We start from the raw sequence: 12,617 nt of genomic DNA, 5'->3' as shown, positions 1-12,617 counted from the left end.
AGTGGAACGAAGGTGGTGCTTTACCGTAACAATCCTTCTAAAATCGCATAGGCTCCATTAATAATAAGATAGCTGTTTGCTTTATTGATGGAGACTTAAAACAAATAAAAGTTGAGAAAGACTGGCTGTTGGTTAGTTCCTGCAAATAAAAACTACAAACCAATTAAAGTAACAGAAGATAATGAGTTTTTAGTGTGGGGAATTGTTACTCACATCATTAAAGCAGTATAATTCACCTGTAATAATCTTATTTATAAGAAAAAGCTTGATTATATAGACTAACTATTTGACTGGATGTCTTTTAAAATATCTTTTAAATCAATTAATTGCTCTGTATAGCTGTTTTTAATTGAAGTCATATTTATAATAACATATTTAATTTGCATCTTAATTGCTTTTATGTCATTTATACAACTAGAACAAATTTCAGAAAGAGGTTTAATTCTCTCATCTAATCTAGACTCACTTAAAATTTTAAGAAAAGGAATGAAAAAATTAACATCTAGTTCCAATAATTTATAATCTTCAGGTTTTTCAACTGATAATATGTGAATTCTCATTAAATCATATAACCTACTATAGTTGGGATCATTTATGGGGTCATTTTTAATTTCTTTTTCAATTAATATCCCATAATCATTAAATCTGTGTAGGAGTATTTGTTGGTTTTTATCGTAGGAATTTACGTGAATAGATGTATTGTCTATAAATTGATTGTATCTTTTCTGAATTTCTTCAAACAAATGAATCAAAATATTTATCAAACCATGTGTTCTGTTGGAAATGTTAACAGCAGTTTCATAACCCCTCCTTTTATTTGATTCTAGAAAATATAAATAATCACTTTTGTCTAAAGAGCTAAAAATTTGGCAATTGAGGCCTGATACTATAAGCAAACTAGGCGATTGAATTTTTTTATCACTTCGAGAATTGATGAAGCTTTCTATTTTTATTAGCTGTGATTTTATGGGTTCTTCTAAACTTTTAAGTTCTGCCACCCATCTTTTCCCAGCTTTATTAATTCTTTTCTTTTCACTGTTTAAATCAATTAAATACTTTATTATTATTCCTAATATTAATGTTAATATTGGCAAAAAATATTTTAAATAATCGGTTTCTTTTTCCTTGAATAGTATTATTTGAAATTTCTGATTACTACTTAGGGTATCAGTTTTAAATTCAGTATTCTGTTTTTTTATGATTAGTTTTTGACTAGTATCGTTTATTAATTCTATGACACTATCACCTTTTAATAATTGGTTGTTATTATTTTGAGAAAACAAGTTACTTTCCGACAAAGTAAACAAACCTATTACAGATGCTAACAAAACCCTAATAAAAATAAAACCGAATGTCATTTTATTAAATTGCAATTATGTTAATTTGAAAACATTAAGTCAATTGTACCAAAATATACTTTTTTATTTTCTTTACCCTCAAATATGTTTACCCTAGTCGATTGCAATAATTTTTATACTTCCTGTGAAAGGTTTTTTCAGTCAGTAGCTGATAAAGCTTCAAATATCTACTTATTATTCCAAAAGACTTTGGATAATCCCATCCATTTCCTCACTTCCCGGCTTGGGTGCTTTGTTATCGTGTATTTTCAGGTCTTTATCGATGATTACATAGCGCGGAATATTTGGAAGCAGGGGTTTTATATCTGTGCCTTTTAAAGCAGCAGTGGGCATATAATCAAGCGTGTAGTAAATTTGCGGTTCGCCAAATGGACTCCCGGTAAACAATTGAATGTCTTTCCATTCATTTTTCAAAACAAAATTGCGCCATTGATCTATGTCTTTGCCACTGGAAATACTGATAAACCTTATGTCTTTGCCTTTGTATTTACTTTTCAACTTTTCAAAATCAGGCATTTGGGCTATACAGGGTTTGCACCAGATGGCCCAAAAATCCAGTGCAATGACATTTCCTTTTAAATTATGCAGGGAAATACTGTCGCCATTTATATCTACATAAGTGAAATTGGGGGCAGTTTTGCCATTTTCAACCAATTCCATAAAGGACAAATATTTTTGCTGCAAGGAGTCTGAATGCTGGGCTGAAAGGATTGCGCTCTGAAAAATAAATACGGCAACAATTAACGAACAAATAATTTTCTGGAAATGCATAATCATTATATTTGGAACATGAGATTTTTTGAAGTTATCAAAAAATTTATAATTACATGCTCGGCATGTGCTGTTCTGTTTCTGATTAATGCCTGTTGCACCAAGAAGGATTGTGATAGTTTTGGAGACTATTTGACCATCAATTTTTATGGATTTCAGGAATCGGAATTGGATTCAATATATGTCTTTTTCTATGAAGCGGATGCTGCTTTTAACGCACCTTTTGACAGTACAATAGTTTTAGATCCTTATCATAGTGCCGATTATACCATTGTAGAAATTGATCTAAACTTTGATTTAAACACAGCCTACAAAATAAGGCTTGCTTCTGGGAGGGAATACAGAGTTGGTGATTTTATCGTAAAAAGAGAAGGCTGCAATAGATGTTTTCCAAAAAGGCCGGAAAGCGATTATTACAATGTTTTGTTTTCCTACAATGTAAACGATAGCCTTATTATAGGGAATGCTGTGAAAATCAGAAAATAATCTGGTGTTCTGTGAAACCTTCAAGGTTTTCAAAACCTTGAAGGTTTGGCTATTCAGTAGCTACAAAAAGTTGAGTAACTCAACCAATTTCCAATCCTGATGTTTCCTTTAAAAATTCATTAAGTGAACATCAAACTCAGCACAAAAGTAAAGGGGCATTATTTGGCAGTGATGCATCAATTCGACCGAAAACTATTCGAAGCCTTGACGCCCAAATTTCCACCCGTAGAAATCAAGGCATTTACCGGTTCCCAAAAAGGCGATCAGGTGCATATCCGCTTTAAGGTTCCGCCCTATTTCGATTGGATCAGCGATATTGTGGAGCACGGCAGCAATGAAAAAGAGGCCTGGTTTATAGATGAGGGAAATACCTTGCCTTTTCCCCTGAAATATTGGCGACACAGGCATATTGTGCAAAAAATTGATGAAAACTACTCCTTGATTATTGACGACATTACTTTCAAAACCTCAAACGCTTTATTGGATCGAATGATCCATCCAGCTATGCTGATGGCCTTTAAACCAAGAAAGAAAATTTATAGGGATTATTTTGGAATATGATTCACTAAATGCAATACCCTTAGGAATTTAAACTTCAAATAAAATTGTTTTTTGCTTCTAACATTCTGATAGTTCTTATGCCTAATGCACAGTTTAAATTTAGTGTCAGGATAATAAAGTGGGATATAATTCCCAATGTCAATGAAGAGTGTTTTTTTTAAATATTTTAAACAAATGTGAAAAGCTTTTTTTGTTACTTAAAAGGAAATGAGTTAGATTAATGACTACTCAATCACCTAATTAATTTATTAAATATTATTGTTTTGAAACCTAGAGAAATATTTATTTTAAGCTCCGTTTTTTCTATCATTTTTATCTTTCTTATTTCAATTTTCTGGAAACCAATACTTTGGCTTTTTATAGTAGTTGCGCCCCTAATCATTATAGGATTGCGTGATATTTTGCAAAAAAAACAAACTATAAAAAGAAATTTTCCGGTAGTTGGCAATCTAAGGTATCTGCTAGAAAATTTTAGACCGGAAATAATGCAATATTTTGTGGAGACGGATACGGATGGAAAGCCCATCAATAGACTCTTTCGCTCACTTGTGTATCAAAGGGCTAAAAATGAGATCGATACCACGCCTTTCGGAACAAAATCTAATGTATATGGAGTAGGATATGAATGGATGAATCATTCTGTTTATCCCAAAGATGCCCGTGAATTGGAGTTGTTGCCAAGGGTGAAGGTAGGTGGAAAAGACTGCAAACAACCTTATTCCGCAAGTATCTTGAATATTGCGGCTATGAGTTTTGGCGCATTGAGCAATAATGCGGTAATGGCCATGAATTTAGGTGCTAAAATGGGTGATTTTGCCCAGAATACTGGCGAGGGAGGAATTAGCAGTTACCACAAAAAGTATGGCGGGGATCTTATTTGGCAAATTGGAACGGCTTATTTTGGTTGTAGGGATGCCAATGGGGATTTTTCTGCTGAAAAATTTAAAGAAAAAGCAAGGGATCCACAGGTGAAAATGGTTGAGATTAAAATTTCGCAAGGGGCAAAACCTGGCCATGGGGGAATATTGCCTGCTTCTAAAAACACCCCGGAAATTGCAGAAATAAGAGGTATAGAACCCAATGTAGATGTGCATTCACCTCCGGGTCATTCTGCTTTTAGCAATGCAGAAGGTTTAATGGAATTTATCAAAGAACTAAGGGAATTATCAGCAGGAAAACCAATAGGTTTTAAGATTTGTATTGGCAAAAAAGAAGAATTTATTGATTTCTGTAACGCTATGAAAAAAACAGGAATTACCCCGGATTTTATTTCTGTAGATGGGGGAGAAGGGGGAACTGGTGCTGCTCCGGTAGAGTTTTCAAATTCATTGGGAATGCCCTTAAGGGATGCCTTGAGTTTTGTGTCGGATTTGCTCAAAAAACATGGACTTAGAAAGGAAATAAAACTCATTGCCTCTGGAAAAATAATCAGTAGTTTTCATATTGCCAGGTCAATAGCACTGGGCGCTGATATCTGTTACAGTGCGCGTGCTATGATGCTTTCTGCTGGTTGTATCCAGGCATTGGAATGCAATAGAAACACTTGTCCGGTTGGGGTCACTACACAGAATAAGAGCTTGGTCAAAGGTTTGGTAGTGGAGGATAAATCTAAGCGAGTATATAGTTACCACAAAGATACGGTGAAAAACTTCATGGAGTTATTGGGAGCAGCCGGTTTTACAAAGCCAGAACAGATCAAACGCTCAGATATAAACAGGAGAGTGGCCATGGACAAAGTGCTTACTTATGAGGAGATATATGCAACACATGATGAGGATATGAATTAACACTACATCCTTTAGGAGCAATGCCCTTTAAAAAAAGAAAATTTATAGGGGTTATTTTGGGGTTTAACTTCAAACAAACATCAAAAAATCCTTTTTCATACTTGAAATCATCTTGGGGCTGATGTCCAAATTCTTTAATTCTTGCTCCCATATTTCAATACTTTCTTGAATTTCGGCCATACTACCTTTCGGATTTTTTATGGTGTATTGCTCCGCTATTTTCAATAGGTCATTCAATTGGATATCCACTCTTTTATTGTTGACCGAAAGTGCCCTGGTAATGCGCTTGTAATTTATAAGTGGATGGAGTGCATAGTTTAAATCATAAGCGGGAGCCAGGTTCCACTTGTCTGTTTTTTCATTGTAAATAAAGGAGTGGTTTTTCAGGTGGTCATCCGTATTGCAAAAAATGATATTGAACAGCATTCTCCGGTAAAGTGCCTCAATTTCCCTATGTGGAATTTTTAGAAAAATCGCCAATTCAAAAAGGTTTTCATAACTCGAGTTTTCAGGGCTTTTGAAATCCCATCCAGTCAAGCCAGAAGCGGTCAAAACATGTTTTTTCTGGCCATTTTGCCGATCAAATCTCTGGGTGGCAAAATGCTTGTTGTCGATTAGTTTGGAGGGCATTATATTGATGCCCAGGCTAAGGGCAGTTTTGTAATAAGCGTATTCCACTTTTTCCCGTTCAAAGCCATCTTCCTCGTCCAGTGCGAGTTTGACCAAATAATGATTGAAATCCGCTGCCGTATTTAAATCACCGGGCATAATCTCTCCGGTATGCTTGTTTTCTGAAATTAAGATCTTTGGTCTTGCGCCACCTGCGGAAGTTCCTATTTTGAAAATATTCAAGAGTGATTGGCTGTTGAGCTTGCCAGGTCGAGTGGCTTCTTTTTTTGACAAAACTGCTTTCAGCACACCAGTGATTTCTTCCAGATCAATACTCGTGTTTTTGGGAATTTCCATTGCTGGTTTGTATTCCAAAGCGCCCATTCCTCTGTTTGCAACATAGGCCAATTGTTCAATTACTGAAATTTGATTGAAATTTTTGTTATTGGATTCAAGCCAGGTTTTAAAAATTATATTGCCAAATAAATCGGGTAGGGAATCTGCGAATATTGGGGGAAGCCCTTTGAAAGTTTCATTGTTGAATTGAGAAAAAACCTGCACTTGCTTCACCCTTCTGATGACCCCAGTTTGGGGGATTAAATTTTTGTAAATATTACTTTCCAAAAAATCAGGGTGGTATTGAAAAAAGGATTTCCCGGCATTTTCATCAAATCCAATTCTGCCAATTTCCTTATCGAAACAAAATACGTTTATGAGTTCGTTTTTAGCCATATCAATACAATGAATCTACATTATCGCTATCTCTGTGCAGTTTTTCGATTACTTGGTGCATTTCCTTGAGCAAATCAAAATGCTGCAAAGCTTTCAATAAAGTATCGATGGTGAAATTCTTTCCCGATTCTAAATTTTGAATGGTGATTCTTGACAAATCCAGTGATTGGGCCAATTCTTCTTGACTGAGCTTATCCCGCTTCCTTAAAGATTTTATCAATTGGCCAATTTCAGACTTTAGGTCTCTTATTTTGATGTTTTGAAAAACCATAATTGCACAATTTATTATTCAAATATAGTTGAAATAAGAGTAAATACATAGTTTATTGTTCAAAATAAGCCAAAAATACTAAAATGAACAATATAGTTTGCATTATTGCTAATTATGCAATATTACGCATAATATATTATGCATTTAAAAAGATAAAGCTGAGCCAATTAATTCCGCAGCAACTCAAAAGAAATCAAAGGGGTAACGATTTCTGCCTTTTTAAGCAAGCCCTGTTCGTAGAAATACGTGGAATGCTTGCCCCAGCCCGTATTGAGTTTGTAGGCGTGCTCCTCGGGTTTGCTGAATGCTATAAAACTGGTTTTTAATTCAGAAAAGGTTTCCTGGATATTTTTGGGCTCTAAAAAGAAAAGCAATACAGAGCTAAAATCAATGATTTCATTTTCAATGCTGCTGCTGTTTCCATTTTGTATTTCGTAGTGCGAACCTTTCCAAATGGTAGTAGCAGCATCCCTTACATTTCCATTTACAATATTTTCCGAATGGCTGAAAACCAATTGTCCATTGGCATATTTGCAAATACGCTCGGATACTACATGAAATGTTTTCAGTAGGGTAGTAGTGGCATTGCTGTAGTAGCTGTAAAATACGGTGTCCATTTCCTGCCATTTGCTTACTTCCAGGTAACCGGCCGTATCGTTTTTGGTTACGATGGTGTACTTAGAATTTTCCTTCAAACTTTGTGCTTGTAGGAAAAAAGGTAGAAACAATAAAATTAAAAGTTTGAATAAAATTGTGTGCATTACTTATCTCTGATTTCTGTGTATATAGACTATGAAATTGGTGTTTTGGTTGTTTTGCAGAATTGTATTTTTTAAAAAATTAGCTCAATCAATTCATTTTGTCAAGCTTATTTTGATACTAAAAACCTGATTCGGAAATTATTTAAAAGCTGAGCACTAAAGAATTTCCGAATACAGGTTATTCTGCAAGGGGCAATTGATAAAGCCTTTGTGTTAGGGCAAATAGGAATTTTATATTTATCCCTGACAGGCTCAAAATATTTAGCTAACAGTATGGACAATCGCTACTTAATTAAAGTAACTGAACCTGAACGTCTTTCAGTGTATCCATCATAAAATACGAGGCTGACGCGCCATACAAAAACATCAGGTGACAATGGTGTTCCGTTACGTGTTCCATCCCACTGGAAATTTGGATCCCTGCTTTCAAATACTAGTTCTCCCCAGCGATCAAACAACAACACTCTAAATTCTTTCAAGCCCTCAATATTCCCATAAACATTCCAGGTATCATTTACACCGTCTCCATTTGGAGTAAATGCATCCGGGGCATCAAAATTATGATTCGGGATAACTTCAAGTACCACTGTGTGTTCTGCCAGACAACCATTGGTATCTATTGCTGTCACTGTATAACTTGTTGAAAAAATAGCCGTAAACTCAGGATCCGCACAGTCATAACACGACAAATTGTTTTCAGGCTCCCAGGTATAATTGAATGCACCATTTAAATTGGTGCTCGCCAGCAATTCAAGTATTTCACCGGCATCAACTATAGCACTGTCCGGGTTTACGAATAAATTGAGACTGTCTGGCTCTTCAATTACAAAGCTTTCGGAAGTAGTGCAACCATTGGCATCTGTAATATTTAGTGTGTAGCTTCCTGCCTGTAAGCCATCAAAAATACCGTTGTTGTTTTGTTCACCTAATAATTCATAAGTAAAATCGGGAGTTCCACCACTGGCAGATGCATTCAAGCGACCATCACCGAAACCAAAGCAACTGATATCCTGTGCACTGGACTGGCTTTGTAGTAAAGCTGGTTCGTTTACCTGTACAGTTGCAGAATCGATACAAGCACTGGCATCTGTTACAACAATGGTATAAGTGGATGCACTTAAACCGCTAAAACTACCATCACTTGAATTTTGAAGATTAGTGCCATTTTCCCACAGTACGTAATCATGCGGAGCATTCCCACCAGTTACCCCGGCATCTATACTTCCAGAAGCGTCTTCAAAACAAAGCAAATCAGTAGCAGAGGCACTTAAACCAATGGGTGTGGGTTCATTAATGGTAAAAGTACTGTCTCTCTGACAATTGTCAGAATCGGTAATATTTACTGTGTAATCTCCAGCAGTAAGTGAACTGGCAATATTGCTATTTGAAACATTTGGTGTCCAGTCATAGGTATATCCTCCGCCCGAGCCACCACTTGCGGTAATGGATATATTTCCGGAATCATCACCATTGCAATCAATATCTGTTAGCTGAGCAGCAATTATTAGTTCATCGGGCTCGTCTATACTAAATGTTCCAAACTCTCCACAACCTGTCGCATCTTCTAATGCTGTCACGGTATAATTTCCTGCGGGTAAATCCACAGTCTGACCACTGCTGCCATCACTCCATGTGAAAGTATAAGGTGGATTTCCGCCAACCGGATTTGCTGTTGCACTTCCGTCTTTTCCAAAGCAACTTGCATCGGTAACATTTACTGTCAAAGTATCTGGTGTTGGCTCTGAAATAATGATACTATCAATAAGAACACAGTTGTTTTGATCAGTAGCAGTTACTGTATAGGTTCCGGCACTAAGGTTTGAAATGCTGCTGCCGCTCAATCCACCTGTCCAGTCATAGCTGACTGTGCCTGTAGCATTCACAAAATTGGCATCAGCACTGCCCAGGGATGCACCGAAACACGGATTGTCGGTTCCGTTTAAATCTAAGCTTTGTGGTCCGGGTTCCGTTATTGTTTCATTCACAGAAGCAATGCATCCGCTTGCATCTTCCACATCACCGGAATAATTCCCTGGAGGTAGGTTTGTTAAGGTAACTGAATCCACTGGCAAGGGATTTCCCTGGTAGGAATAAGAAGGAGTACCTCCTGATACTACAATCGTCAATGTACCATCATTTGCACCATTGCAATTTACATCCGTTGCAGATACAGTCAATGTTAGCGCTGCATCGGGTTGGTTTAGGGTATCAGATCCCAAAACTTCACAGTTATTGGCATCTGTAATCGTATAACTATATATCCCGGCATACAGCCCGGTAGGATTATTTCCTGAAACTGACGCAGAATCCCATTGATAAGTATAGCCTGATGTTCCACCACTCGCTGTTATATCAATACTACCGGTATTGTTACCGTGACAATCAATATCTGTAGTATTTGAACTATAAGTCAATTCAGTAGGCTCTGTGATTTCAACACTGTCGATAAACTGACAATTGTTCTGATCAGTAGCAGTAACAGTATATGTACCTGAGGCAAGATTTGTAATAGTGTCTCCGTTCAATCCGCCAGTCCATGAATAATTAACCGCTCCAGTAGCATTGATGAATTCAGCAAAAGCAAGCCCTTCACTTTCACCAAAGCACAAATTGTCAATGCTGCCAATAGTTAAACTTTGCGGTCCGGGTTCTGTTATTGTTTCATTCACAGTAAATGAACATCCATTTGAATCTTCTACTGAACCTGTATAGTTTCCCGGAGGCAAATTTGTTAGGGTTACAGAATCTACAGGCAAAGGATTTCCCTGGTAAGAATAGGGGGGAGTGCCACCTGATATAACGAGCGTAAGTGTTCCATCATCTGCGCCATGGCATGTCACATCAGTTGTTGAGGCTAAGACTGTTAATGCAGTATCTGGTTCAAAAATGGTGTCTCCACCATACACTACACAACCATACAGGTCTGTAATGCTGTAATTGTATATTCCTGCAGGCAAACCTGTTGGATTATTGCCAGAGACAAAACTTGAATCCCAGTCAAAAATGTAGCCGGGAGTTCCTCCTGTCACATTTATATCAAAGCTTCCTGTACTATCTCCAGCACATTCTACATCTTCCTTAATATAAGTATAAGAAAGTGGGTCTGAAGGGCCACCAACAATTGCGGTGTCAATAATTGAACAGCCATTATCGTCTGTTATTGTCACGTAATAGGTATCTGCCCTCAGGTTATCATTGATACGATTAGTACTGAAATCGCTCCACTCATAGTTGTATGGTGGGGTTCCGCCTGTAGCAGCAACTGTTGCGCTTCCTTTTCCTGCTCTATAGCAACTATCTATAACAGTGGTGATACTACTACTTAAAGTGGGAACACTTGAAATAGTAGCACTGGCAATATTTCCACAACCAAGTATATCGGTAACAGTGACACTGATTGTTCCGGGTGCAAGATTTGATGCTACCGGATCGTTTGCTTGCCCGCCACTCCAGTTGTAATTATAAGGTGGATTTCCCCCGGATATTACAGAAGCAATAGCTTGTCCATCATTTGCTCCGGGACAGGAAATACCAATTGTTTGAAGATCAAGTTCCAAAGAGTCTGTTGGTTCCTGTATGGTTACTGTTCCGTTGAAATCGTGATTAGGATCATTATCGGTGTATGTATAGGTATAAGTACCGGCTGTCAGGTTGACTGCTGTTGGACCGGTATCGCCATTTGACCAGGAAATGTTTACAGGAGGAGTACTTCCGGTAACTGTAAGAGTAGCGCTGCCATCATTTCCATTTAAGCAACTCACATCACTGGTAGAGGTGCTTGCAGTGATTCCACAGGGTAAACTGTTGATAGTGGCAGTATATTGTAAAACAGCTGAACAGCCATTGGCATCTTCAAAATCTGCAATATAGGTTCCCGGATAAAGCCCTGTGCGAGTAGCTCCGGGAATTCCGGCCCATGAAATATTCTGATAAGGTGGAGTACCTCCCGAAATACTGATACTCGCTGTACCATCATTGGCGTTACATGTTGCATCCGTAGAGGTGACACTTGCAGTTAAAGGGGTTGGTTGATCCAATGTAAACTGCCCTGAAGTAGAACAGATGCTGTCGGTTACCACTACCGTATAAGTTCCCGCACTACGGCCAACCCATGTTTGTTGGTTGTTGACACCACCATTCCAGTAATACAAATAATTCCCGAAACCGCCTGTTGGGTTCAAACTGATTTCACCATTCTGGGCACCATTACAAGTAGGCTCGGTTAAGGTGGGGTTTAGGACAATTGGATCTGCAATTTCAATTAATTTTGTTGCAGTTTCAGTACAATTTAGGATATCAGTTACTGTTAATGATGCAGTATATGTACCTGCTGAAGGATAAGTGTGAGTTACATTAGCATTAGCAAATGTGGGGTTATTATTAACCACTGGAGGTGTTCCATCACCAAAATCCCAAACAATTGACTGATATTGACTTAAATCAACATTGTTCAAACAAGGGTTAACGAACTCAAAACTCATATCCTCACCTAGACAAGCTCTACCATTATTATCAACAAAAAAGTCAACAAACAAATCATATTGAAAATTACCATAAAATACTTCAGGTTGAGAAAGATTATAAAAACCAAACCTACCTGGCTTAAAACAGCCTGTTTGGTCAAAAATTAAGCTCCCATCAATATATATCAATGCCCTGGTATAAGTAAGCCGTAGCTCAAAAGTATAGGTTTCATCATAATCCCAACCTGGACCACCAAAATTGTCTTGAGCAACTGTAAATGCCGGGCCATTTTGATGCGCTTTAAAATGAGTACCTTGTTGTCCTAGAGGGATATAACCATTAACTTCACACAAAGACATTCCTTGAGGAGAAGAACCTTGTTGCCTCGCTTTCCAGTCAAACAACCAACAATCAAAGCTATCAATTTCTGGAATAGGATTTAGAAAGCTAAATACAAAACCCATCCAGTCATCATCACCCATAATACCTAATGTGCCATCATCACTTCTAAAAGATCCTGTAATTCTTACATTCATCATGTTATCATCCGTAACAAAAAAAGTTGGTTTATCTACATTTTTATCTTGAGTTACTACAGCACCTGCTGGATTCCAATCTGGGTTTGGACTCAACCCAGTTTTTCGACCAGCTACATCCCACCCTGAATTAAAGTTTACATTGGTAACGCATTGGGCATTAACATAGAATGCCATAAAAACAAACAAAACAAAAAGTATAGTACCGCGCATAATTTAAAATATAAAGTTTATGGTCAATCTACACAAAAGTACTCTGACCTGAAATTTTCATGAAAAAC

General features: G+C 37.3%; 9 protein-coding genes. 3 read left to right on the top strand and 6 right to left on the bottom strand.

The features are described from left to right. Positions 1–278: 278 nt before the first annotated feature. Positions 279–1,373 (bottom strand): hypothetical protein, encoded by a 1,095-nt coding sequence (locus WD048_08620; GenBank protein MEX0812267.1) that lies wholly within the window; start codon positions 1,371–1,373, stop codon positions 279–281. A 159-nt stretch (positions 1,374–1,532) separates the two neighbouring features. Further along, positions 1,533–2,018, bottom strand: a complete 486-nt coding sequence (locus WD048_08615; GenBank protein MEX0812266.1) for a TlpA disulfide reductase family protein — start codon at positions 2,016–2,018, stop codon at positions 1,533–1,535. A gap of 129 nt (positions 2,019–2,147) precedes the next feature. Between WD048_08615 and WD048_08610 the strand changes: the two genes are divergently transcribed. The 3 genes from WD048_08610 to WD048_08600 all read left to right on the top strand — a co-directional run bounded on the left by WD048_08610 (position 2,148) and on the right by WD048_08600 (position 4,963). Continuing rightward, entirely contained in the window at positions 2,148–2,615 is a 468-nt protein-coding gene (locus WD048_08610; protein ID MEX0812265.1) for a hypothetical protein, read from the top strand. Between the two features lie 123 nt (positions 2,616–2,738). Beyond that, on the top strand, positions 2,739–3,176 hold the full coding sequence (locus WD048_08605) for a hypothetical protein (GenBank protein MEX0812264.1): 438 nt from the start codon (positions 2,739–2,741) through the stop codon (positions 3,174–3,176). 485 nt (positions 3,177–3,661) lie between these two features. Further along, the gene (locus WD048_08600; GenBank protein MEX0812263.1) at positions 3,662–4,963 is read left to right on the top strand and encodes an FMN-binding glutamate synthase family protein; all 1,302 of its coding nucleotides are present in this window, start codon (positions 3,662–3,664) and stop codon (positions 4,961–4,963) included. A 69-nt stretch (positions 4,964–5,032) separates the two neighbouring features. Here the strand turns inward: WD048_08600 and WD048_08595 are convergent, their stop codons facing one another. The 4 genes from WD048_08595 to WD048_08580 all read right to left on the bottom strand — a co-directional run bounded on the left by WD048_08595 (position 5,033) and on the right by WD048_08580 (position 12,549). Continuing rightward, positions 5,033–6,304 carry a type II toxin-antitoxin system HipA family toxin gene (locus WD048_08595; protein ID MEX0812262.1) on the bottom strand — a complete coding sequence of 424 codons (1,272 nt, stop codon included), beginning with the start codon at positions 6,302–6,304 and terminating at the stop codon, positions 5,033–5,035. A gap of 1 nt (position 6,305) precedes the next feature. Then, a complete protein-coding gene (locus WD048_08590; protein MEX0812261.1) occupies positions 6,306–6,575 on the bottom strand; it encodes a helix-turn-helix transcriptional regulator in 270 nt (89 codons plus the stop codon). A gap of 167 nt (positions 6,576–6,742) precedes the next feature. After that, on the bottom strand, positions 6,743–7,270 hold the full coding sequence (locus WD048_08585; GenBank protein MEX0812260.1) for a DUF6134 family protein: 528 nt from the start codon (positions 7,268–7,270) through the stop codon (positions 6,743–6,745). Positions 7,271–7,620: 350 nt separating this feature from the next. Continuing rightward, on the bottom strand, positions 7,621–12,549 hold the full coding sequence (locus WD048_08580) for a T9SS type B sorting domain-containing protein (protein ID MEX0812259.1): 4,929 nt from the start codon (positions 12,547–12,549) through the stop codon (positions 7,621–7,623). Positions 12,550–12,617 lie beyond the last annotated feature (68 nt).

The organism is Chitinophagales bacterium, assembly GCA_040877935.1.
Classification (GTDB): domain Bacteria; phylum Bacteroidota; class Bacteroidia; order Chitinophagales; family CAIOSU01; genus JBBDNB01.
This window is presented reverse-complemented; position numbering and strand designations above follow the sequence as displayed.

Bases quoted from the DNA above. Each gene is read 5' to 3' on its own strand.
- WD048_08615 (MEX0812266.1), bottom strand. From the start codon at position 2,018: ATGGAATTGGTTGAAAATGGCAAAACTGCCCCCAATTTCACTTATGTA.
- WD048_08610 (MEX0812265.1), top strand. From the start codon at position 2,148: ATGAGATTTTTTGAAGTTATCAAAAAATTTATAATTACATGCTCGGCA.
- WD048_08600 (MEX0812263.1), top strand. From the start codon at position 3,662: ATGCAATATTTTGTGGAGACGGATACGGATGGAAAGCCCATCAATAGA.
- WD048_08595 (MEX0812262.1), bottom strand. From the start codon at position 6,304: ATGGCTAAAAACGAACTCATAAACGTATTTTGTTTCGATAAGGAAATT.
- WD048_08590 (MEX0812261.1), bottom strand. From the start codon at position 6,575: ATGGTTTTTCAAAACATCAAAATAAGAGACCTAAAGTCTGAAATTGGC.
- WD048_08580 (MEX0812259.1), bottom strand. From the start codon at position 12,549: ATGCGCGGTACTATACTTTTTGTTTTGTTTGTTTTTATGGCATTCTAT.